The sequence below is a fragment of the Methylobacterium sp. 190mf genome (assembly GCF_900107945.1).
In the GTDB taxonomy this organism is placed as follows: domain Bacteria; phylum Pseudomonadota; class Alphaproteobacteria; order Rhizobiales; family Beijerinckiaceae; genus Methylobacterium.
The window spans coordinates 64213-86411 of record NZ_FNVI01000002.1 but is presented as its reverse complement, the minus strand read 5'-3'; the positions used below and the strand labels follow the sequence as shown (position 1 = coordinate 86411).

The window sequence follows — 22199 nt, the reverse complement described above, 5'->3', positions numbered from 1 at the left end:
GGCGTCGTGGCCCGCATCCGCAGCGTCGACGACCGCGCGCCGGAGGTCCGGTTCGGACCCTGGCGACTCGCCGCGACGCCGGCGGGCGCCTGCGCGGGTCCCGGCAATCTTGATGAGGTCACCGGCTGGATCGCTGCCGAGGTTCCGGGCACCGCCGCCGACGCCCTTCGAGCCGCCGGACGCTGGAGCGAGGCGGCGCCGGAGCCGATCCACGACCGCGACGTCTGGTATCGGACACGCATCTCCGGTTCTGGCCCGGCCCGGCTGCGTTTCAGGGGCCTCGCCACCCTCGCCGAGGTCTGGCTCGACGGTGTCCCAGTCCTGTGCGCCCGCGCAATGTTCGAGGAGCACGTCGTCGACGTGGACCTCGGCGGCGCCTCCGACCTCGCGCTGTGCTTCCGCGCGCTCCGCGCGGAACTCGACCGCCCGGCCAAGCGCGGGCGCTGGCGGCCGCGGATGATCACGCCCGGGTCGCTGCGCCATGTGCGCACCAGCGTCCTCGGCTTCATGCCGGGCTGGTGTCCCGAGATCGACCTCGTCGGGCCCTACCGCCCGATAACCGTCGAGCCGGTCCGCCCCCGCGCGAGCGCCGCGGATGTGCGTACGACCCTCGACGGCGACGTCGGCCGGGTGGCCGTGCGCCTGCGGGTCGACGGTCCGGTCGGCATCGTCCTCCTCCGATGCGGCGGCGGCGAAGCCCCGCTCGCGGAGGTCGAGCCGGGCCTGTTCGCGGGCGCGCTGGCGCTGCCCGGCATCGCGCCCTGGTGGCCGCATACCCACGGCGCACCGAACCTCCACCCGGTCGAAGTCCGCGTCGACGGGGCGCAAATCGACCTGGGCCGCGTCGGCTTCCGGACCCTGTCGCTCACGCGACCGTTCGCGGAGGGGCTCGCGCTGGCCGTGAACGGCGTGCCGCTCTTCTGCCGAGGCGCCGTCTGGACGCCGCCGGACCTCGTCGGGCTGGGCTCGGACGGCACCCGCGCCTCGCTCGAGCTGGCGCGCGAGGCCGGCATGAACATGCTGCGCGTGCCCGGGACGACGCTCTATCCGGCCCCGGACTTCTACGATCTCTGCGACGAGCTCGGCATCCTGGTCTGGCAGGACCTGATGCTCGCCAACTTCGACTACCCGCACGTCGAACCGGCCTTCGCGGCCGCGCTCGACCGCGAGTTGACCGGATTCCTCGACCGCACGCAGACCGCGCCGTCGCTCTGCGTGGTCTGCGGCGGCAGCGAGGTCTGGCAGCAGGCGGCGATGCTCGGGGCGCCGCGCGCCGTCTGGGCCGACGCCTACTGCGCGGAGACGCTGGCGGAGCGGGTGGCAGCGCGGCGGCCCGATCTCGTCGTCGTGCCGAACTCGCCCTCCGGCGGCGACCTGCCGTTCTCGCCGCGCGGGGGTTGCACGCACTATTTCGGCGTCGGCGCCTATCGACGGCCCCTGGAAGATGCCCGCCGGGCCGAGGTCGGGTTCGCCAGCGAGTGCCTCGCCTTCGCCAACCCGCCCGAACCCGGCACGCTGGGCCCGACCGGACCGGCCGACCCGCTCTGGCAGGCCGGCATCCCGCAGGACCGCGGCACCGATTGGGACTTCGAGACGGTGCGCGACCACTACGTCGGCGCGCTCTACGGCGTCGATCCGGCGTCCCTGCGCGCCGAGGACCCGGACCGCTACCTCGAGCTCGGCCGCGCCGCGGTGGCCGAGGTCATGGAGGCGACTTTCTCCGAGTGGCGCCGGCCGCGCTCGCCGACGGCCGGCGGCCTCGTCCTGATGATGCGCGACCTCGCGCCCGGAGCCGGCTGGGGCGTGATCGACTGGACGCAGCGCCCGAAATCGGCCTGGTACGCGCTGAGGCGCGCCTTCCGCCCGGTCCAAGTCCTCCTGACCGATGAGGGCCTCGACGGCCTCCATGTCCACGTCCTCAACGAGACGGCGACGGCCCGGGCGCTGACGCTGTCCCTGATCTTCTGCGATGTGGCGGGCCGCGTCGCGGCGCGCGCCGAGCGCGATCTCGTGGTTGGCCCGCGGGCGGCGCTCACGTTCACCTCCGCGACCCTTCTCGGGCGCTTCTTCGACGCCACCGACAGCTACCGCTTCGGGCCCCGGATCCACGATCTCGCGCACGCGCGGCTGACCGACGCCGACGGGCGCGTGATCGCCGACAGCTTCCACGTCCTGAGCGCGGGGCCGCTCGACCGGTCGACCGTCGGCCTCCGGGCCGAAGCTGTCGCGACCGAGGCGGGGCCGGGTCTGCGGATCAGCACCGAGCGCTTCGCCCGCGGCGTCCAGGTGCTGGCCCCGGGGGCACGGCCGGCCGACAGCGGCTTCCACCTCGCCCCGAGGTCGAGCCGGATCATCTCCTTCGCGGAGGCCGCCCGGCTCCCGCGCGGGCGCGTGCGGGCCATCAACAGCGACGAGATCGTGGAATTCGGTCATGACGGGTGAAGTCGGGTCCGAGGCCGCGGTGTCGGTGCCGGTGACCTTCGACGGGCTGTTCGGGTGGCTTCATCCGGCGGCCGGGACGCGGGGCGTCGTCCTCTGTGGGGCCTACGGCTTCGAGCAGATGGCCGCGCATCGGCCCTGGCGCTCCCTGGCCGAGGGCCTCGCCGCGGCGGGCTGCCCGACGCTGCGCTTCGACTATCCGGGCGAGGGCGACTCGGCCGATCTGGACGAGGCGCGGGTCGCTGGCTGCGTCGCTGCGGTGCGTGGGGCCATCGCGTACCTGCGCGCGACGACCGGCGTCGCGGAGATCGTCGTCGTCGGCCTGCGGCTCGGCGCGACCTTCGCGGCTCTGGCCGGCGAGGCGGAGGCCGTCGACCGCCTCGTCCTGCTGGCGCCGGTCACGACCGGGCGCGCGTATCTGCGCGAGATGCGGCTGCGGGCGCAGACGATCGGCCGCCTGCCGGACGGGTCCGCCCCGGCGCAGGAGCCGGACAGCCTCACCGTGGGCGGCTTCCGGATGGAGGCGGCGTTCCTCACCGATCTCGCCGACCTGAACCTCGCGCGGCTCGCGCGGGCGCCGGCCCGCCACGCGTTGCTCCTCGCACCCGAGACCAAGGCGCTGGCCGCGAACCTCGGCGCTCTCGGCTGCGACGTGGCGACGGGAGCGTTCCCGGGTCTCGCGGCGCTCGTCGCCGATCCGATCTTCTCGGATGTCCCGACCGCGGATTTCGCCCGCGTCATCGGCTTCGCGACCGACGGGATGGCGGCCGCCGGGCCGCGACCCGGCGGCATCGCCATCGACGGGCGCCGGAACGGGCTGACCGGACCGGGCTGGGCGGAGGCGCCGGTCCGCTTCGGGCGCGGCCTGATCGGCATCCGCTGCCGGCCCGACCGGGCGGAAAGCGCGGCGCCGACGATCCTGTTCGTCTCGACGGGCATGAGCGTGCATTCCGGATGGGGGCGCCAGACCACGGATCTCGCCCGGCGCCTCGCCGCGGAGGGGATCGCGTCGGTCCGGTTCGACCTGCGCGGCATCGGCGACAGCGACGAGCGGCCGGACGGCCGCAAGCCCCTCTTCGCCGGGGACGGCTTCGCCGACGTCGCGGCGGCGGTCGACCTGATCGCCGGCGCGGGCGGCCCGATCCTGCTGGTGGGCGGGTGCAGCGGCGCCTACGCGGCCTTCCACGCGCTCTGCCGGGACCGCCGGATCGACGGCGCGCTCCTGCTCAACCTCTACTGCTTCGACTGGGACCCGGATCAGGACCTCGAACAGGTCATCCGGCAGACCTTCGGAAGCGCGTCCACCTACGCGGCCCTGCTCAAGCGGGGCGCGACCTGGCGCCGGCTGATCCGCGGCGAGATCCGGATCGCCGCCATCGCCTCGGTCCTCGCCCGGCGCGGCATCGAGGCCGGGATCCGCCGCCTGCGCCGGGCTCTCCGCCCCGGTCCGCTCGGGGGCTCGCCCGCCCGGCGGGTCGCGGCCCTCCGTCGGCGGGGCGCGGAGATCCGCCTGCTCTTCAGCGCGGGCGATCCGGGCCTCGCGGCCGTCCGCCGCCATCTGGGACGCTCGCCCGGACCGGCCGACCGCCGTGTCGGAGCGCCCGTGACGGTGGTACCGGGCGTGGACCACAATTTCGGTTCCCGCCAGGCCCAGGCCCGGGTCGCGGAGGCGCTGCAGGACCTCCTGCGCGCCGTCCGCCGCGCCCACGCGACGCGCACCGTCGCGGCGAAGGCCGCCGCGCCGGGAAGCGGTCTCACCCTGGCGGGCCGGACGTGACCCGTCTCACGCGCCGGTCGGCCCTCGCCCTGGCGGCGGGCGTCTTCGCGGCCGGGCGGGCCGCCGCGGCCGAGCCGCTGCACCGCTGCGAGGCGCTGATCGACTCGATCGGCGTCAACGTGCATCTCGGCCATCGCGGCACCCCCTACGTCGACCGCTTCGCCGCCTGCGCCCAGGCGCTCGACGAACTCGGGATCCGGCACCTGCGCGACGACATCGTGCTCGTCGGCGACGAGCCGGCCGGGCAGTTCGAGCGCATCGCCGATCTGGCCGACCGGGGCTACCGTTTCAGCCTGATCTTCTACGACGGGCTCACGCCGGGGCCGCGGGTGCCGCCGGAGCGCTTCGCCGAGATCGCCGGCTGGGCCGGCGACGGGCTCATCGTGGCGGAGGGCGGCAACGAGCCGCCGGTCGCGGCGCGGCCGGGCCTCGCGCGGCTCTCGGCCGATCATCAGGCGGCCCTGTTCCGCGCGGTGCGGGCGGACACGCGGGCCGAGGCCGTGCGTGTGGCCGGACCGAGCTACATCCAGGGTAACGTCGCGGCGGCGCAGAACCTCGCGGCGGTCGTCGACCTCGCCAACATCCACGCCTATCCCGGGGCCGAGCACCCGGAAACCGACGGCGGCGGCAGCCTCGCGCGCTTCGTCGCGGCCGCGCGCCCGGTCTTCGGCGACGCGCCCGTGATCGCGACCGAGAACGGCTACCACACGGCGCTCGCCACCGGCAGCGCCCACCTGCCGATCTCGCCGGGACTGCGCGCCCGCTACCTCCCGCGGATGCTGCTCTGGAGCTACCTCCAGAGCGTGCGGCGGACCTACCTGTACGAGCTGATCTCCAGCTTCGACCGCGGCGACGCCGATCCCGAGAGCCGCTTCGGCCTTCTCGCCCACGACGGTCGCCCCACACCCGCCTTCGCGGCGGTGCGCAACCTCGTCCGGCTGTTCGGCGCCCCCGCCGGGGAGATCGCCGCCGTTCCGGCCGATCGCGACGTCACGCTCGGCAGCCCCGTTCCCGATCTCATCACCGCACGGTTCGCGCGGCGGGACGGGGCGACGCTCGTCCCGATCTGGCTCGGCCTCGACGGCTGGGACCGGCGTAGCCGGGCACCCCGGCCGGACTTGCCGGCGCAGACCGCCGAGCTCCGGCTGTCACGGCAGCCCCGGCGGGTGCGCCTCCATCGCTTCGACGACGACGGCGCCGTGAGCGTGGTGGAGCTTCCCGCGGACAGGCGGGTGCCGGTCCCGGTCACGGACCGCCTCGGCGTCGTCGAGCTCACCTAGGGTCGCCGCCGACGGAGTCGTTCCGTGACGCGCCCGATCTCCGATTCTCGCGGAGGCCTGATCCATGCTGAGCTACCTGGGTGACACGATCGTCGGCCTGACCCTCGCGGTCCTGAACGCGCTGGCGCCGCTCGAAGTCCACGTGGACAAGGGCGTCCCCTATGCCGACGGGAGCGCGCACCGCGCCGACATCTACCGGCCAGCCGCCGGGAAGCCGCGTCCGGTCGCCGTGTTCCTGTACGGCGGCGGGTGGCGGACCGGATCGAAGGACGAGGTTGCCTACGTGGGCGCGGCCTTCGCGCGGCGGGGCGTCGTCGCGGTCATCCCCGAGTACCGCCACGTGCCGGCGGCGAGCCTCCAGGACATCCTCGCGGACAACGCCGCCGCCGTCGCCTGGACCCTCGCGCACGCGGCCGAGTACGGCGGCGATCCCGCCCGCGTCACCGTCGTGGGGCATTCCTCGGGGGCCTGGGCCGCCGCGATGCTGGGCCTCGACGCGACTTGGCTCCAGCGGGCCGGCTCCAGTCCCGCCAAGCTCGCCGGGATCGTCGGGCTGGCCGGACCCTACGCGACTTCGGCGCTGACCGATCCGCTGGATCGCCAGGTGTTCGCGGGCAGCGATCCGGCCCTGCAGCCGATCAACCACGCCGCCGATCCCCATCCGGCGATGCTGCTGGCCACCGGCGCGGCGGATCTCGACGTCAACCCCGCCGGAACCCTGTCGCTCGACCGGGCGCTGCGCGGCTTCGACGGCAGGGAGACGATTAAGATCTACCCGGGTCTCGGGCACGGGCAGATCGTCCACGCGATGAGCTTCCCGTTCAGTCTCCGGTACTCGGTCGCGGACGACGTCGCGCGTTTCGTTAAGGGCGCCCGTGCCGGCCCGTGAGGCCGAGCGCGCGAGGGCAGGGACCGGCGCGGCGCGCCGATCCCTGCGTCCCCATTCGACGGGCCGCGGGTCTCAGTGATAGCCCGGCGCGCCCGCCGCGACCTTGCCGCGGAACAGCCAGTAGACGTAGCCGGTGTAGGCCAGGATCATCGGGACCAGGATCACCGCGCCGGCCAGAAGGAACGCCTGGCTGCTCGGGTGGGTCGCCGCGTCCCAGATCGTGACCACCGGCGGGACGATCATCGGCCACAGGCTGATGCCGAGCCCGACATACGACATGAGGAACAGGCCCAGGGCGCAGAGGAACGGCTTCACTTCGGCCCGCCGATCGAGCGCGACGAAGAAGCGCCACGCCAGCAGCGCGACGAGCGCCGGCACCGGCGCGGCCAGGGCGAGATTCGGCCAGGACAACCACCGCGCGCGGAACGCGTCGCTGAGGATCGGCATCGCCGCCGAGACGACCACGATGGCCGCCAGCGTGACGAGGCCGAGCCGGCGCGCGAGCCGGTAGGCCCGGAGCTGGAGCTCGCCCTCCGTCTTCCAGATCAGCCAGCAGGCGCCGAGCAGACCGTAGCCGGCGACCAGGGCGGCCCCGGTCAGCACCGAGAACGGCGTCAGCCAGTCCCACCAGCCGCCCGTGTAGGCGCGACCCTCGACCCGGATGCCCTGGACCAGGGCCCCGAGGCAGATGCCCTGGCAGAAAGTCGCCACGTAGCTGCCCCACGAGAAGGACCGGTCCCAGGTCCGCTGGCTCGCGGGCGAGGCCGCGCGGAACCGCATCTCGAAGGCGACGCCGCGGAAGACCAGCGCGAGGAGCATCAGGATCAGCGGCATGTAGAGCGCCGGCAGGATCGTGGCGTAGGCCAGCGGGAACACCGCGAACAGCCCGCCGCCGCCGAGGATGAGCCAGGTCTCGTTCCCGTCCCAGACCGGCGCCACGGTGTTGACCATGACGTCCCGGTCCGCCTTGCCGCGCACCGCCGGGAACAGGATGCCGACCCCGAGGTCGAAGCCGTCCATCACCACGTAGAGGAAGACCGCCGTGGCGATGAGAAGCGCCCAGATGAGCGTGAGATCGAGGGGCATCGGGCTACTCCGCGGGCTGCGCGAGGGGGCGGCCGGCAGTCGGAGCGCCGGCGACGAGGGCGGGGGCGGGCGTGATGCCGGCGGTGCGGATCGGCTGTCCGGGCGGCGGGCCGGGCTCGTGGGCGTGCGGCGCCTGATTGAACAGGTGCAGGAGGTACCAGATGCCCGCGCCGAACACCGCGAGGTAGACCGCCGCGAAGGCCGCCAGCGAGGCGGCGACGGCCGGGGCCGCCACCGGTGACACGCTGTCGACGGTGCGCAGCGCGCCGTAGACGGTGAAGGGCTGACGCCCCGCCTCGGTCACCGTCCAGCCGGCCGTGACCGCGATCAGGCCGGACGGCCCCATGCCGACCGCGAAGCGGTGCAGCCAGGGCGTGTCGTAGAGCCGCCCGCGGTGGCGCAGCCAGAGCGCGGCGAGACCGAGGGCGATCATCAGCAGGCCGAGGCCGACCATGATCCGGAACGACCAGAACACCAGGGGGAGGTTGGTCGGCCAGAGGTCGCGCGGCATGTCGTTGAGCCCGCGGACCTCACCGTCGAGATCGTGGGTCAGGTAGAGGCTGGCGAGGCCGGGAATCTCGATCCGGCCCCGCACCGCGCCCGCCTCCGCGTCCGGCCACCCGAACAGGATCGCGGGGGCCCGGCGCTCCGTCTGGAAATGACCCTCCATGGCGGCGACCTTGGCGGGCTGGTGCGCGTAGGAATTGCCGCCGTGCAGGTCGCCGATCACCAGCTGGGTCGGAGCCACAGCGGCGGCCATCCACATGGCCATCGAGAACATCAGCCGGGCCCGGGGATTGGCCCGGTCCCGCAGCAGGTGCCACGCGCCCACGGCGCCGACGATCATCGCGGTGGTGAGGTAGGCGCCGGTGACCGTGTGGGCGAAGCGGTAGGGGAAGGACGGGTTGAAGACGATCGCCCACCAGTCGGCCGGGTTGAAGCGGCCGTCCGGCGCGACGACGTGGCCGGTGGGTGTCTGCATCCAGGAATTGGCCGAGAGGATCCAGAACGCGGAGGTCAGGGTGCCGACGGCGACGAGGCAGGTCGCCAGGAAGTGGAGCCCCTTGCCGACCCGCTCCAGGCCGAACAGCATGACGCCGAGGAAGCCCGCCTCCAGGAAGAAGGCCGTGAGCACCTCGTAGCCGAGAAGCGGCCCGAGCACCGGCGCCGTCCGGTCGGCGAAGACCGACCAGTTCGTGCCGAACTGGTAGCTCATGACCAGGCCGGACACGACGCCCATCGCGAAGGCAACCGCGAAGATGCGGAGCCAGTAGCGGTAGGTGTCCAGATAGACGGCCTTCCCGGTGCGCAGCCAGAAGCCTTCGAGCACGGCGAGGTAGCTCGCGAGCCCGATGGTGAAGGCCGGGAACAGGAAGTGCCAGACGACGGTGAGCGCGAATTGGGCTCGCGCGAGATTGACTGCACTCGGCAGTTCGAGGGCGGACATCGCGGTCTCCAGGGGACGAACGCGGCAGCTCTGCCGTGGCACGGATCGCGACGCGTTGATTCAGCTCAAGGCCGGTGCCGTGAATCTGAGGGCGTCGGCGCGATTGCGCTGGATCAAGGCCCTCGCCCGCGCCACCCGCGACATCCTGCAGGCGAGCACCCTCTGCTGCCTCATGGCGCACTGACGGGCCGAACCGGCGCCGGGACGACTGGCGTTTGCCCGCCGGCGCGGTCTAGCGCGAGAAGTGCGTGGTCGACATGCGGTCCGTGATCAGCTCGGACGGGACCCAGTCGCTGGGCGGAACCAGCTCGCGTCGGATCAGCGCCAGGGCGTCGTCGACCGCGCGCCGGCCCTGGACGCCCGCGTCCTGGAAGATCGTCACGGCGAGGCGCAGGTCCTGCATCGCCTGCATGCCCTCGGCGGTGGCATCCAACCCGCCGATGCGGATCCGGCCCGCCGGAATCCTGGCAGCCTCGACCGCCTCGGCGGCGCCGAGCGCCATCTCGTCGCTGGTCGCGGCGATCGCGTCGATGCCGATGCCTCGGGCGAGCCACCCGGCGACGGTGGCCCGCGCCGTCGCGCGACTCGCATCCGTCGCGGCCTCCGCGACGAGGCGGAGGCGCGGGCTCTCCGCCAGCACCTCCCTGGCACCCCTGCTGCGGAGCGCCGAGACGGGATCGGTGGCGCTGCCCGCGAGGATCGCGACGCGTCCGGCCCCACCCGACATCTGGGCGAGCTTGCGCATCTGCAGCCGCCCGGCAACGAGATCGCTCGGCATGACCTGGGTGACGCGTCCGGCGAACCAGTCGGTCCGTGCGCCGTGGCCGATGAGGACGAGTGGTACGTCGGCTTCCAGGGCCAGCCGGGTGATCTCCTCGCGCGCCGCGGAGTCGACCGGCACGACCACGAGAGCGTCGGCTCTCTCGGCGATCAGCCGCCGCGCCTGCGCGATCTGCTCGTCGCCCGCACCGTCGGGCGCGTAGGCGAAGCGAGTCGCGACGCCCCGCGCGCGTGCCTGCTCGTCGAGGCCGTCGTGCAGGCGCCGGGCGACGCCTACCGGTGTCAGGAACGCGATGGTGGTGGCCGAGGCCGGCAGCGCCCAAGCCGCGAGAGCGAGGACGAGGGATCCCCTCCGGAGCGACCCGCCGATCGAGCGGCCGCGTGCCCACTCAATCCAGTTCATGCGGCCAGTTCCGTCCCGCTCTCAGCGGGCCCGCCTCACGCCGCACGGAGGCTCTCCAGGAGGCCAGCGAGCGCCTCGCCGAGACGGGCGGCGTCCTGGGTCAGGCCGTCGGCCGCGGTCAACACGGCCGTCGTCGGCTCGGCCGCCTCGGGGATCTCGGTGACGCCCGCGCCCTCCGCGTCGAACTCCTCGGTGCCGTCGGTCGCCTCCGCGATGGCCGTCACGATCTCCCGCGCGGTCGCACCCGGCCGCTCCACGGACTCGACGATAACGTTCGCCGCGCGGCTCATGTCCTCGACCCGCGCCGTGATGCCCGCGATCGCCGACACCGCCGCGTCGGTCGAGCCTCGGATCTCGGAGACGTGCTGGCCGATGATCTCGGTGGCCTCCCTGGTCTGCGCGGCCAGGGCCTTCACTTCGGAGGCGACCACCGCGAAGCCGCGGCCCGCGTCGCCGGCCCGGGCGGCCTCGATCGTGGCGTTGAGGGCCAGCAGGTTCGTCTGTGCGGCGATCTTGGCGATGAGGCGGACCGCGTCGCCGATCCGGTCGACGGCGCTGCTCAGCGCCTGAACGCGGGTGGTCGTCCGGGCCGCGTCCGCCGCGGCGCTTCCGGCCAGGGCCGCGGTGGCCTCGGCCTGCGCCCCAACCTCTTCGACCGCCGCGCCGAACGTGTCGGCAGAGACGGTGATCTGCCGGACCTTCGATCGCGTCTGCGCGAGCGCGGCGCCTAACGTGGTCGTTCGAACCGCCCCATCGCGGATCGCTTGGCCCACGTCGTCGGCGGTGACGCGCAGTGCCGCGGCGGTCGAAGACACTGCCTCGACCATGCCGCCGATCATGGTCTCGACCCGCTCGGTCGCGTACTCGATCACGGCGCGGCGCTGCTCGCTCTGAGCGCGCGACCGATCGGCCTCCGCGTCCCGCAACACGGCCTGCCGCAGCGTTTCCTGAACAGCTCTCGTCGCGGCCGCCATGACGCCGAGTTCGGTGCAGACCGCTGCCGCCGGGACCGCGACGGTGAGATCGTGGTCGGCCAGTCGCTGCATGGCGCAGGCGAGCGCTGTCATCGGCTGCGCGACGCCGCGCAGGATGGCCTGCACCAGGACCAGGGCAGCCAGCGCAGCGGCGGACAAGCCGGCCACGAGGCTCGGGCGCAAGGTCGAGCCGGCGGCGTCGACAGCTCCGAGTTGCTCGGCGACCGCGGCGTCGCGGTCGGTCAGCAGCGCGTCGACATCCCGTGCGACGGCTGCCGCGTCGGCCTGAAGCGCCGTCGCCCGCACCCTGTCGGCGAGATCACGTTCCCCAGCCCTGTCGAGGGCGGCCGCTTCCGCCTCCACGGCGAGGAAATGCTGCCACGCGTCCCACAGACCTCGAGCGCGCTCCCGCTCGTCCGCCGTCCTGATCGTCGACACATAGGCGGTCCAGGCCTTCAGGAATGCCTCGTGCGGCTCAATTGTCCGGTCGATGTCCTCTCGAGGGTCGGCCTCGGTCGATACGGCGCGCGCGAGACGTTCCGACACACCGAGCTCCTGTGTCCGCTGCTTCATGGTGCCGAGAGCCCGGGCAGCCCCGATCTCCTGAGCCAGAGTGCGGCTGGCAGCGTCGATCGCTCCGACCTGCAATAGCAGGACGTAGACAATTACAAATGTGAGCGAGGTCATCGATCCTGCGAAGACGATCAGGATCGTTCTGAAACGCAGGGTGCAGCGATGGGTTGTTCGAATAATGAATGGCACCACAATCCTGACCCTAGGAAGGATCACCATGGTGCATCTATTTTACCTACCGGGAAAAATCAATTGCCTTCAGTGGGCCAACAAATGCGTCAAAATTTTTGAAATTTCGCTTCGACCCTCGGTTAAGCTGGATCATAGGCTTATATCGGCAGACTTATAATTTACACAATCAAACTATATAAGACAAATATCGGAATGGCGAGCGAGAGGGCGATGCATTATTGTAGGGGAAGCTGCTAGGCGTCCGATTCTGTCGCTGCCGGAGAGTCTCGCGGCCGCGCTCGTCAGTGAGCTTCAGGACCGGCTCGATACAGGCCGACGCGCGGGCCATGGCGTGCCTCCGGGCGGGCTGCTCGGAGGGCATATCGCAGCCGAGACGATCGCCGGGCGACGCGGCGACGGAGGCTCGATCAGAGCGGCTTGGCCTGCTGTGCCCGCATCCACAGCAGGCCGGCGATGCCCATCCAGGGACAGACGAAGACGATGAAGGCGACCAGCCCCATGACGACCTCCCGACAGCGTGCGGCGGACCTCAGGAAACGCTCGTGGTTTTTGCCGGATCCCTCTGATCGGACATGGCCCGGGCTTGGCGCGCCATGGCGATCAGCTCGGAGGCCGTGAGACCGCGCGGCGGCGGCGGTTCAGGCAGGTCGGCCAGTCCCGGCGAACGCGGTGCCGGCGGAAGGGCAGCCGCGCGCCCGGGCCAGAGCCGCTTCAGCCGTCCTGCCTTCCGCAAGCTTTGTCCCGCCACGCATCCGTCTCCCACACAACGAAGTGCGGCCACGGGTAGGCGACCGGGGCAGGGATGGTTAGCCGAACCGAAACAAGGGTCGGACTCCGGCCCGGCGTGGGGCGTATGCGAGGCCCCCTGGGCGGGCGCGTCCGCCGCCCTACCGCTGGCGTTTTCCGGATCGCCGGCGGATGGTGCAGGTCGAACCGGGCCCGACGACGCTCGGATCCTGCCGAAACCGCCATCCGGCATTCGGCCGGCTCGGGATGATCGCGAACGTCGACGCGGCCGGATTGTCGCTCGGGGTGATCAAGGCCGAAGCTTCGCGTGCGGCTCGGAGGTGCTTCGTCGAAGATCGGCCTCTGGTCAGAACGCAGCCTGAAACCTGGACGAATGATCGCCGGTATTGGCTGACAGCATCTCGGAGCTCGATGATCGCTCCGCGGCGGGGCGTGTTCAGGTCAGACGGGCACGAGCCGGCACTTCCCGCCCGGTTCAGCGAAAATCTCCGGTCTGTGATGCTGGCGCAGGTCCGCGATACGTTATGTGAGCTGAACGGAACCTCCCGGCTTTCGGCGCTGAGAGAGCGAACATGGCAGAGCCCCAAGCAATGGCCGCGCGCGTCGCGCACCTCGAAGCGGACAACGCCCGTCTTCGCCGCCTCCTGGACGAGTCCGGGACACCGGATGGTCTGCGTCACGGCTTGCGCGACACGTTGGCGATGCTGCGGGCGGTCCTGCGTCTCTCGGCCGAGACCGCCGAGACCGTCGACGGCTACGCGACGCATCTCGAAGGTCGGCTGGACGCCATCGCGCGCGTGCGGGTCGCGGCCGACACGTTCGGCGAGGTGAGCCTGCACACGCTCATCTCCGACGAGCTGATGATCCACCTGATCCGCGAAGGCGAACAGGCGACGCTGGCGGGGCCGACCGTGCGCCTCCGGCCGAAGGCCGCGCAGCTGATGGCCCTCGCGGTCCACGAACTCTGCAGCAACGCGATCGAGCACGGCGCCTTCGGTCTCTCGAAGGGCGGCGTTGACGTCACCTGGGTCGTCGCCGGCGCCGGGGCGAGCCCGCCGGGCGACCTGACGCTCGTCTGGAAAGAATCGGGGGGTGCGGGCGTCGCGCAGCCGAGCCGGCGCGGCTTCGGCATGCAGGTGCTCACCGAGATGCTGAGCTACGAGCTGCGGGCAACCGTCGCGCTCGCCTTCGAGCCCGACGGCCTGCGCTGCACGGTCACCTGCCCGCTGATTCCCCGGATCGGGCGCTTGGTCGAGGACGAGCGCGCGGACGAAGGCGGCGATCCGGGCTGACCCGGCGGCGACCGCCCGGATCGCCTCAGCCGAAAGTCCGCGCGGTCTCCCGGACCTGCCGCGTCGCGCGGTCGGCACGGCCGCTCGCCCGCGCGATCGTGGTCATCCCGCCGGAGATCGCGGAGACGTCCTGTGCGGCGGTCTGCATGGTGCCCGACATCTCGCGCATCACCGCGGATTGCTCCTCCACGGCCGCCGCGATGGTCGACGAGGCCGCGTCCAGGGCCCGGATCGTGCTTTGGATCGTGTCGATGGCGTCGACGGCCTCCCGGGTCGCCGCCTGCGTCGAGGCGATCTGCTGGCGGATCTGTTCCGTCGCGCGCCCCGTCTGCGCGGCCAGGGTCTTCACCTCCGACGCCACCACCGCGAAGCCGCGACCGGCCTCGCCGGCACGGGCCGCCTCGATGGTGGCGTTGAGCGCGAGCAGGTTGGTCTGCGCGGCGATGCCGGCGATGAGGCTCAGCACCGCGCCGATCTGCGCGGCCTGGTCGCTGAGGCCGGTCACGATCCGGCCGGTGCGCTGTGCCTGCTCCACGGCCTGCCCGGCCATCTCGGCGGCGTGGCTCACCTGCTGGCTGATCTCATCCACCGAAGCCGACAGCTGCTCCGCGCCGGTGGCCACCGAGCGGATGTCGCCGGACACGCGGTCCACCCGCGTGACCGCCGCGTCGGCCTGGCGCGTCACATCCGCCACAGCGTCGCCGATGGCGTCCAGCTCGGCGCCGATGGCGCTCTGCGCGGCGGCGCGCTGCTGCCGCTCGTGGACCTGGGCGGTGATGTCGGTGGCGAACTTGACGACCCGGACGGGCCGTCCATCCGCGTCCGTGATCGGATTGTAGGTCGCCTGGATCCAGACTTCCCGCCCGCCCTTGCCGGTGCGGCTGAACACGCCGGACTGATACTCCCCGCGTGCCAGGGCGGCCCAGAACAGCCGGTAAGCCTCGCTGGCGCGCTCCGCCTCGCCGACGAACAGGCTGTGATGCCGCCCCACGATCTCGTCGAGCCGATAGCCCACCGCGTCGAGGAAGTTCGCATTGGCGGTGAGAATCGTGCCGTCGAGCGCGAAGGCGATCACCGCCTGCGAGCGGTGCAGCGCGCTGATCTGCCCTTCCAGATCGAGGGCGCGGAGCTTCGGGGCGGTGATGTCGGTGGCGAACTTGACGATCTTGACCGGTCCGCCGCGCGCGTCGAGCACCGGGTTGTAGGAGGCCTGGATCCAGACCTCCCGCCCGCCTTTGGCGAGCCGTTTGTACTCGGCGCTGGCGAAGGTGCCGCGCCGCAGCTTGTCCCAGAATTCCCGATAGGCCTCGCTCTCCCGCTCGGCTGGCGGGACGAACAGGCTGTGATGCCGGCCGCGGATCTCCTCGAGCGCGTAGCCCATGGCTTCCAGGAAGTTCGGATTGGCGTCGAGGATCGTGCCGTCCAGCGCGAACTCGATGGTGGCGAGGGACCGGCTCAACGCCGCGAGTTTGGCCGCGTGATCCCTCCCAGCCAGAACGCCCTCGAACATCGATGTCTCCGCATCCTGAGATGAGGGTGCGGCCGAAGCGCGCACCGAGCCGGTCGGATCAAGAATTTCTTGATCGAGATAAATTTTTATTGCGCCGGGCGACACCATAAACCTGTCGATGCCCGGCTCTAGCGCGGGCTTCGATAATGGGATGCCGTTGCGCGGCGGTTAAAATGGTTCGCTTTGCTCAAGATATTCGCGGTGAGCCGCTAAATGCACAGTCCCACTTAATGAAAAGGCATGGGACAGCATAGATCAAGGGCGAGACTATCTTGCGTTGTGCGTCGCCCGCGTTCGCCCGCCGCTTGCCAGCCTGCGGTTGTAGGATTGCACCGCTGATCCACAGCCCACGATCGACGCGGCGCGCGATGATGCGTGGGGAATCTGGGAAGGGCGTCGCGGCGCGGGCCGATCAGCCTGTCCGGCCGATCGTCGCCTCGATCCGGCCGTAGGGCTCGTCGGTCGGCAGGAAGACAACGCCCGGGTTGTCGAGGCCGAACGGTGTCAGGTCGATCGGCAGGTAGTGCTTGTTGGGCATGACGAAGCCGATCTCGGCCAGTTCCGGGACGGCGGCCAGGGCGGCCTCGCCCATCCGGTACATGCTGTCCTGGATCCCGCGGCTGTAGGTGGTGCCGAAGACGGTCAACAGCGTCGCGAGAATGCGAGCGTTGGTTCCGGCGTGATCGTGCGGCGCCGAGGCCCAGGTCCAGGTCGCGTCCATGCTGGTCGCGGCGATGCGGTCGGTCGTGTCGGGCAGGGTCCGGTACTGGTCCTCCACGAAGCCCGTCCAGCCCGATTGCGTGGTCTTCATGAAGGTGTAGCCGCGCAATCCGGAGCGCAGGGTCGACCCAGTCCGGTCGGCGGTGAGCCCCACGTAGCCGGCGCCGTTCCCGTCGCGCGTGAAGGTGTGGCCGTGCGGCGCGTCGGCGATCGCGTGGCGGAGCCAGCGAACTTCCTCCGCGTCGATCGTGACGGTCTCGACCTGCGGGTAGGTCTCGAGCAGCACCCGCGCGACCGCGGCGACGAACCCCTCGGCGTCGAGCCCGAGATGCCGCGCCGCCGTCACGTTGACGATGTTCCGGATGCTGTCGGTGGCGATGGAGGCGCGGTTGTCACCCTCTGTCCAGGCCGCCTCGAAGCGCCCGGTCAACATGACCGACAGCGTCAGCTCGCGCGGCGTGTGGTGATCGCCGTCGCGGGCGAGGCGCAGCACGCGAACCCGTTCCTTGCCGTACCGCGACGCCCTCAGGGCCATGGGGATCTCCGATCCGGACCGCCGCCGGCCATCTCACGCAAATCTGATTCATCCTAGGCCGACGTGCGTGGGGGCGCCAAGGTTCGAAGTTGCCGGCGCGGCTTGACCGGGGGCCGATTAGAACCGGCATAGTGTCGGGCCGGGCCGAACCGGCCTCGGACCGGCGAGCGGGCATGGACCTCAACACGATCGAGACCGTCGTCCGGCCGCGGAGTCGGACCGAGCTTCCCGCCTGGGCGGACGGCGATGCCTGTCTGGGAGGCGGGACGTGGCTGTTCTCCGAGCCGCAGGTCGGGATGCGGCGCCTCGTCGACCTCGCGGCGCTCGGATGGCCACCGCACGCGGTCGACGCGGAGGGCCTGACCCTCGCGGCGACCTGCACCATCGCCCAGCTCGACCGGCTGGAACTGCCGCCGGGCTGGAACGCGGCGCCGCTGGTGGGCCAGTGCTGCCGCGCGCTGCTCGGCTCCTTCAAGATCTGGAACGTGGCCACGGTCGGCGGCAACGTCTGTCTCGCACTCCCGGCCGGCCCGATGATCGCCCTCGCGACGGCCCTCGACGCGACCTGCACGATCTGGTCCGCCGACGCGGCCGAGCGGGAGCTCCCGATCCTCGACTTCGTCCTCGCGCCGCAGCGGAACGCCCTGGCACCGGGCGAGATCCTGCGGAGCCTGTCGATGCCGACCGCGGCGCTCGCGCGCCGCACGGCCTTCCGCCGCATCAGCCTCAGCCCGAACGGGCGCTCCGGTGCGCTGCTGATCGGGACGCGCGGCGCGGACGGCGCCTTCGCGCTCACGGTCACGGCCTCCGTCAAACGACCGCTCCGCCTCGCCTTCGACGGTCTGCCGGATCCGGCCGCGCTGATGCGGGCGCTGGACGAGGCGATCCCGGACGCGCTCTACCACGACGATGTCCACGGGCGGCCCGACTGGCGCCGCCACATGACCCGGCACTTCGCCGAGGAGATCCGCGGGTCGCTCGACGCGGCGCCGTCGCCGGGAGCCGCGTCATGAAGCTCACGATCAACGGGTCCGCGCACGAGGGCGCGCCGAGAGCCGGGCAGTGCCTCCGGACCTATTTGCGCGAGGCCGGCTGGTTCGGCGTGAAGAAGGGCTGCGACGCCGGCGATTGCGGCGCCTGCACGGTCCATCTCGACGGCGAGCCCGTGCACAGCTGCCTGGTACCGGCCTTCCGCGCCGATGGACGGAGCGTGATCACGATCGAAGGGCTGGCCGGTCCCTGCCGCGCCGACGCGGCCGAGCCGGCGGCGTTCCACCCGATGCAGGAAGCCTTCCTGGCGGCCCAGGGCTTCCAGTGCGGCTTCTGCACGCCCGGCATGATCATGACCGCGGCGCGCCTCGACCAGGGCCAGAAGCAGGATCTCGGCACCGCCCTCAAGGGCAATCTCTGCCGCTGCACCGGCTACCGCGCCGTGCGCGAGGCCATCGCCGGCAGCGCGCGCTCGGTCGAGAGCGGCGGCTGCGGCGATCCTGTGGGCCGCAACCTCGCGGCACCGGCCGCGCCGCTGGTCGTGTCCGGCCGCGCCCGCTTCACGATGGACGCGCCGCTCGGCGACACGCTCCACCTCAAGGTGCTGCGCTCGCCCCACGCGCATGCCCGGATCGTCGCGATCGACGCGACGGCCGCCCGCGCCATCCCGGGCGTCGTGGCCGTGCTGACCCACGCCGACGCGCCGACGCGCCGCTTCTCGACCGCCCGCCACGAGGATCCGCGCGACGACGCCTCCGACACGCGGGTCCTCGACTCGATCCTGCGGTACGTCGGGCAGCGCGTCGCCGCCGTGGTGGCGGAGACGGAAGCCGCCGCCGAGGCCGGCTGCCGCGCCCTGCGGGTGACCTACGAGGTGCGCCCGGCGCTCCTCGATCCGGAGCGCGCCCTCGACTCCGACGCACCCCGCGTCCACGATCCCCGTGATTGCCCGGGCGAGGACGCACCGCCCCTGGAGAGCCATCCCAATCTCGCCGGCGAGGTGCACGGCGCGGTCGGCGACGTGGCGGCGGGCCTCGCCGGGGCCGATTTCGTCTACGCCGGGACGTTCCGGTCGCAGCGCGTCCAGCACGCCGCCATGGAGACCCACGGCTGCATCGGCTGGCACGCCGAGGACGGCCGCCTGACGCTGCGCACCAGCACCCAGGTGCCGTTCCTGACCCGGGACGCGCTGGCGGACCTGTTCGGGCTCGAGAAGGACGCGGTGCGCGTCGTCTGCGCGCGGGTGGGGGGCGGCTTCGGCGGAAAGCAGGAGATGCTGACCGAGGATCTCGTCGCCCTGGCGGTCCTGCACACCGGCCGGCCGGTGCGCTGGGAGCTGACCCGCCGGGAGCAGTTCGTCGGGACGACGACGCGCCACCCGATGCGGATGGACGTGAAAGTCGGCGCCCGCCGCGACGGCACCCTCACGGCGCTGAGCCTCGACGTCCTGTCCGACACCGGCGCCTACGGGAACCACGCGGGCGGCGTGATCCACCACGCCTGCCACGAGGTGCTGGCCGCCTATGTCTGCCCGAACAAGCAGGTGAGCGGCCGCGCCGTCTACACGCACACGGTGCCGGCGGGCGCCTTCCGCGGCTACGGGTTGAGCCAGACGATCTTCGCGCTGGAATCCGCGCTGGACGAGGTCGCCCGCGAACTCGGCCTGGACCCGTTCGCCCTGCGGCGGCGCAACGCCGTCAAGCCGGGCGACGCCATGGTGTCGAACAGCCTGGAACCGCACGACGTGATCTTCGGCAGCTACGGGCTCGACCAGTGCCTCACCCTGGTCGAGGAGGCGCTGCGGTCCGATCCGGGGCCCGAGCCGGAACCCGGCTGGCGCGCCGGGACCGGCATGGCGATGGCGATGATCGACACGATCCCGCCGCGCGGCCACCACGCCGACGCGCGGGTCAGCCTGGACGCCGACGGGCACTTCACCGTGCGCGTCGGGACGGCCGAGTTCGGCAACGGCACCAGCACGGTGCATCGGCAGATCGCGGCCTCGGCGCTCGGCGCCGCGCCGGAGCGTGTCCGCGTCGCGGGCGCGGACACGGATATCGTCGGGCACGACACCGGCGCCTACGGGAGCACCGGCACGGTGGTGGCGGGCCTGGCGACGCTGCGCGCCGCCGAGGCGCTCGCGCTCCGGATCCGCGCGCGGGCCGCCGAGATCGCGGGCGCGACCCCGGAATCCTGCCGCTTCGACGGGGAGCAGGTGGAGACGCCGGCCGGACCGGTCACGCTGGCGGCGATCGGCCCTCTGGACGCGACCGGCCGGGCCGACGGCAGCCCGCGCTCGGTGGCGTTCAACGTCCACGCCTTCCGGGTGGCGGTTGACCCGGTGAGCGGCGCGGTGCGGATCCTGAGAAGCATTCACGCCGCCGATGCCGGGCGGGTGATCAATCCGATGCAGTGCCGCGGTCAGGTCGAGGGCGGCATCGCGCAGGCGCTCGGCGCGGCGCTCTACGAGGACGTCCAAGTCGCCGCGGACGGGAGCCTCGTCACCCAGACGTTCCGCGACTACCACATCCCCGCCTGCGCCGACGTGCCCGACACCGAGGTCCTGTTCGCCGACACGCACGACAGCGTCGGCCCCCTCGGCGCCAAGTCGATGAGCGAGTCGCCGTTCAACCCGGTGGCGGCGGCGCTCGGCAACGCCATCCGGGACGCGACTGGGGCTCGCCTGACCGCGACCCCCTTCGCGCCCGACAGGATCTACCGGGCCGTCGCGGCCGGCCGGGCCGGGCTCGCGTGATGGACCGCCCGCGGGACTCGGTGCCGGCGGCGAGGCCCGGCCTCCTGGAACGCACCTTCCGCCTCGCCGAGCACGGCACCAGCGTGCGCACGGAGGTGCTCGCGGGGCTGACCACCTTCCTGACGATGGCCTACATCGTCTTCATCAACCCGAGCATCCTGGGGGATGCCGGCATGCCGCGGGGCGCGGTTTTCGTGGCGACCTGCCTCGTGGCGGCGCTCGGCTCGCTGATCATGGCGCTCTGGGCCAATTACCCGATCGCCCTCGCGCCCGGCATGGGGCTCAACGCCTACTTCACCTACGTGGTGGTCCAGCAGCTCGGCTTCAGCTGGCAGGCCGCCCTCGGCGCGGTGTTCATCTCGGGCGTGTGCTTCCTGATCGTCACGCTGACAGGCCTGCGCGCGCTGATCGTCGAGGGGATCCCGCGCTCCATGCGGATCGCCATCACGGTCGGGATCGGCCTGTTCCTGGCGATCATCGCGCTCAAGAACGCCGGCCTCGTCGCGGCGAGCCCGGCGACCTTCGTCACCCTCGGCGACCTGCACAAGCCCGAGGCGATCCTGGCGGTGCTGGGCTTCCTGATGGTGGCCGTCCTCTCCGCCCGGAAGGTGCGGGCGGCGCTGCTGTCGAGCATCCTCACCGTCACGGCGCTGAGCTTCGTCTTCGCGGGCAACACCTTCCAGGGAATCGTCTCCCTGCCGCCGTCGATCGCCCCGACCCTGTTCGCCCTCGACATCCCGGGTGCCCTCTCGGCGGGCCTGCTCCACGTCATCCTGGTCCTGTTCCTGGTGGAGCTGTTCGACGCCACGGGCACGCTGATGGGCGTGGCGAGCCGGGCCGGGCTCCTGACCGACGGGAAGATGCGCCGCCTCGACCGGGCGCTGATGGCCGATTCCGTCTCGGTCTTCGCGGGCTCGCTCCTCGGCACGTCGAGCACGACGGCGTACCTGGAGAGCGCCTCCGGCGTCGAGGAGGGCGGCCGCACCGGGCTCACGGCCGCCACCGTGGCGGTGCTGTTCCTCGCCTGCCTGTTCTTCGCGCCGCTCGCGGGCGCGGTGCCCGCCTACGCCACGGCGCCGGCGCTGTTCTACGTCGCCTGCCTGATGCTGCGCGAGCTGGTCGAGCTCGACTGGGACGATATCACCGAGGTCGTGCCGGCCTGCGTCACGGCCCTGCTGATGCCGTTCACCTACTCGATCGCCACCGGCGTCTCCTGCGGGTTCATCACCTACGCGGCGCTGAAGCTGCTGGCGGGCCGCGCCCGGGAGGTGAAGCCGATCGTCTGGGTGATCGCGGCGGTCTTCCTGTTCAAGTTCGTCGAGACCGGCGGCGCGCACTGACGGCCGCGCGGCGCCCTTACCGGCCCGTCGCGGCCGCGTAGAGCGCCGCCGCGTCCCGCGCGGCGCGCATCGCCGCGGCGGCCCCGGGGTCGCGCAGGCGCCGCGCCACGCAGGCCAGCGCGTTCAGCGTCTCGCCCTCGGCGACGGCCGGGAGCAGCAGCAGGACGACGAGGTCCACCGGCCGATCATCGACCGCGTCGAAATCGATCGGGTCGCGGAGCCGGGCCAGGATCCCGTAGGGGCGCGCGATGCCCTCGAGCCGCGCGTGCGGCAGGGCGATGCCGTCGCCGACCCCGGTCGAACCCAGGGATTCGCGCCGGATCAGCGCGGGGAGGATCGTCTCCGCGGCGAGGCCGAGGACGCCGGCGGCGCGGCGCGCCAGCTCCTCGAGCAGCGCCCCCTTGCCGGCGGCGCGCAGGCCGACGAGCGCGTCGGAGGGCGCGAGGATCCGGTCCACACTCATCGCGCGG

The 22199-nt window shown here is 72.3% G+C and carries 16 protein-coding genes; 9 read left to right on the top strand and 7 right to left on the bottom strand.

Going from position 1 to position 22199, the window contains the following annotated elements:
- Positions 1-6 precede the first annotated feature (6 nt).
- The 4 genes from C4T42_RS02880 to C4T42_RS02865 all read left to right on the top strand — a co-directional run bounded on the left by C4T42_RS02880 (position 7) and on the right by C4T42_RS02865 (position 6385).
- Positions 7-2442, top strand: coding sequence for a hypothetical protein (locus C4T42_RS02880; protein WP_020091558.1), 2436 nt, complete (start codon positions 7-9; stop codon positions 2440-2442).
- On the top strand, positions 2432-4216 hold the full coding sequence (locus tag C4T42_RS02875; RefSeq protein ID WP_020091559.1) for an alpha/beta fold hydrolase: 1785 nt from the start codon (positions 2432-2434) through the stop codon (positions 4214-4216). The genes C4T42_RS02880 and C4T42_RS02875 overlap by 11 nt, the downstream gene beginning before the upstream one ends.
- Positions 4213-5496, top strand: coding sequence for a hypothetical protein (locus C4T42_RS02870; protein ID WP_020091560.1), 1284 nt, complete (start codon positions 4213-4215; stop codon positions 5494-5496). The genes C4T42_RS02875 and C4T42_RS02870 overlap by 4 nt, the downstream gene beginning before the upstream one ends.
- Before the next feature lie 64 nt (positions 5497-5560).
- Positions 5561-6385, top strand: a complete 825-nt coding sequence (locus tag C4T42_RS02865) for an alpha/beta hydrolase (protein WP_020091561.1) — start codon at positions 5561-5563, stop codon at positions 6383-6385.
- A gap of 72 nt (positions 6386-6457) precedes the next feature.
- Here the strand turns inward: C4T42_RS02865 and cydB are convergent, their stop codons facing one another.
- Positions 6458-7471, bottom strand: a complete 1014-nt coding sequence (gene cydB / locus C4T42_RS02860) for a cytochrome d ubiquinol oxidase subunit II (RefSeq protein ID WP_020091562.1) — start codon at positions 7469-7471, stop codon at positions 6458-6460.
- 4 nt (positions 7472-7475) lie between these two features.
- Complete coding sequence (locus C4T42_RS02855) at positions 7476-8918, bottom strand: cytochrome ubiquinol oxidase subunit I (RefSeq protein ID WP_042672215.1); 1443 nt, start codon at positions 8916-8918, stop codon at positions 7476-7478.
- 55 nt (positions 8919-8973) lie between these two features.
- On the opposite strand from C4T42_RS02855, the gene C4T42_RS32690 reads away from it, so the two are divergent.
- A complete protein-coding gene (locus C4T42_RS32690; RefSeq protein ID WP_020091564.1) occupies positions 8974-9102 on the top strand; it encodes a hypothetical protein in 129 nt (42 codons plus the stop codon).
- Between the two features lie 48 nt (positions 9103-9150).
- On the opposite strand, the gene C4T42_RS02850 is transcribed toward C4T42_RS32690, so the two are convergent.
- Both C4T42_RS02850 and C4T42_RS02845 read right to left on the bottom strand, forming a co-directional pair.
- Positions 9151-10101 carry a substrate-binding domain-containing protein gene (locus tag C4T42_RS02850; protein WP_042672214.1) on the bottom strand — a complete coding sequence of 317 codons (951 nt, stop codon included), beginning with the start codon at positions 10099-10101 and terminating at the stop codon, positions 9151-9153.
- A gap of 35 nt (positions 10102-10136) precedes the next feature.
- Positions 10137-11867 (bottom strand): methyl-accepting chemotaxis protein, encoded by a 1731-nt coding sequence (locus tag C4T42_RS02845; RefSeq protein WP_244603159.1) that lies wholly within the window; start codon positions 11865-11867, stop codon positions 10137-10139.
- A gap of 1292 nt (positions 11868-13159) precedes the next feature.
- Here C4T42_RS02845 and C4T42_RS02840 point away from each other — a divergent pair.
- The gene (locus C4T42_RS02840; RefSeq protein WP_026604686.1) at positions 13160-13879 is read left to right on the top strand and encodes an HWE histidine kinase domain-containing protein; all 720 of its coding nucleotides are present in this window, start codon (positions 13160-13162) and stop codon (positions 13877-13879) included.
- Between the two features lie 25 nt (positions 13880-13904).
- On the opposite strand, the gene C4T42_RS02835 is transcribed toward C4T42_RS02840, so the two are convergent.
- Together C4T42_RS02835 and pucL are read right to left on the bottom strand one after the other, a co-directional pair.
- Positions 13905-15389, bottom strand: a complete 1485-nt coding sequence (locus tag C4T42_RS02835; RefSeq protein WP_026604687.1) for a PAS domain-containing methyl-accepting chemotaxis protein — start codon at positions 15387-15389, stop codon at positions 13905-13907.
- Positions 15390-15801: 412 nt separating this feature from the next.
- The gene (pucL, locus tag C4T42_RS02830) at positions 15802-16644 is read right to left on the bottom strand and encodes a factor-independent urate hydroxylase (protein ID WP_042672796.1); all 843 of its coding nucleotides are present in this window, start codon (positions 16642-16644) and stop codon (positions 15802-15804) included.
- A 173-nt stretch (positions 16645-16817) separates the two neighbouring features.
- Here pucL and C4T42_RS02825 point away from each other — a divergent pair, with 173 nt between their 5' ends.
- The 3 genes from C4T42_RS02825 to C4T42_RS02815 are packed head-to-tail and all read left to right on the top strand — an operon-like array spanning position 16818 to position 21729.
- Positions 16818-17657 (top strand): FAD binding domain-containing protein, encoded by an 840-nt coding sequence (locus C4T42_RS02825; protein ID WP_091924426.1) that lies wholly within the window; start codon positions 16818-16820, stop codon positions 17655-17657.
- Entirely contained in the window at positions 17654-20389 is a 2736-nt protein-coding gene (locus C4T42_RS02820) for a molybdopterin cofactor-binding domain-containing protein (protein WP_042672793.1), read from the top strand. Before C4T42_RS02825 ends, C4T42_RS02820 begins: the two co-directional genes overlap by 4 nt.
- Positions 20389-21729 carry an NCS2 family permease gene (locus C4T42_RS02815; protein WP_091924430.1) on the top strand — a complete coding sequence of 447 codons (1341 nt, stop codon included), beginning with the start codon at positions 20389-20391 and terminating at the stop codon, positions 21727-21729. The genes C4T42_RS02820 and C4T42_RS02815 overlap by 1 nt, the downstream gene beginning before the upstream one ends.
- Positions 21730-21745: 16 nt before the next feature.
- Here the strand turns inward: C4T42_RS02815 and C4T42_RS02810 are convergent, their stop codons facing one another.
- Positions 21746-22192 (bottom strand): PTS sugar transporter subunit IIA, encoded by a 447-nt coding sequence (locus C4T42_RS02810; RefSeq protein ID WP_020091575.1) that lies wholly within the window; start codon positions 22190-22192, stop codon positions 21746-21748.
- Between the last annotated feature and the right edge of the window lie 7 nt (positions 22193-22199).

Coding starts and splice junctions, on each gene's coding strand:
- pucL (WP_042672796.1), bottom strand. CDS start 16,644: ATGGCCCTGAGGGCGTCGCGGTACGGCAAGGAACGGGTTCGCGTGCTG.
- C4T42_RS02865 (WP_020091561.1), top strand. CDS start 5,561: ATGCTGAGCTACCTGGGTGACACGATCGTCGGCCTGACCCTCGCGGTC.
- C4T42_RS02825 (WP_091924426.1), top strand. CDS start 16,818: ATGGACCTCAACACGATCGAGACCGTCGTCCGGCCGCGGAGTCGGACC.
- C4T42_RS02840 (WP_026604686.1), top strand. CDS start 13,160: ATGGCAGAGCCCCAAGCAATGGCCGCGCGCGTCGCGCACCTCGAAGCG.
- C4T42_RS02810 (WP_020091575.1), bottom strand. CDS start 22,192: ATGAGTGTGGACCGGATCCTCGCGCCCTCCGACGCGCTCGTCGGCCTG.
- cydB (WP_020091562.1), bottom strand. CDS start 7,471: ATGCCCCTCGATCTCACGCTCATCTGGGCGCTTCTCATCGCCACGGCG.
- C4T42_RS02835 (WP_026604687.1), bottom strand. CDS start 15,389: ATGTTCGAGGGCGTTCTGGCTGGGAGGGATCACGCGGCCAAACTCGCG.
- C4T42_RS02815 (WP_091924430.1), top strand. CDS start 20,389: ATGGACCGCCCGCGGGACTCGGTGCCGGCGGCGAGGCCCGGCCTCCTG.
- C4T42_RS02850 (WP_042672214.1), bottom strand. CDS start 10,101: ATGAACTGGATTGAGTGGGCACGCGGCCGCTCGATCGGCGGGTCGCTC.
- C4T42_RS02820 (WP_042672793.1), top strand. CDS start 17,654: ATGAAGCTCACGATCAACGGGTCCGCGCACGAGGGCGCGCCGAGAGCC.
- C4T42_RS02855 (WP_042672215.1), bottom strand. CDS start 8,918: ATGTCCGCCCTCGAACTGCCGAGTGCAGTCAATCTCGCGCGAGCCCAA.
- C4T42_RS02875 (WP_020091559.1), top strand. CDS start 2,432: ATGACGGGTGAAGTCGGGTCCGAGGCCGCGGTGTCGGTGCCGGTGACC.
- C4T42_RS02845 (WP_244603159.1), bottom strand. CDS start 11,867: ATGGTGATCCTTCCTAGGGTCAGGATTGTGGTGCCATTCATTATTCGA.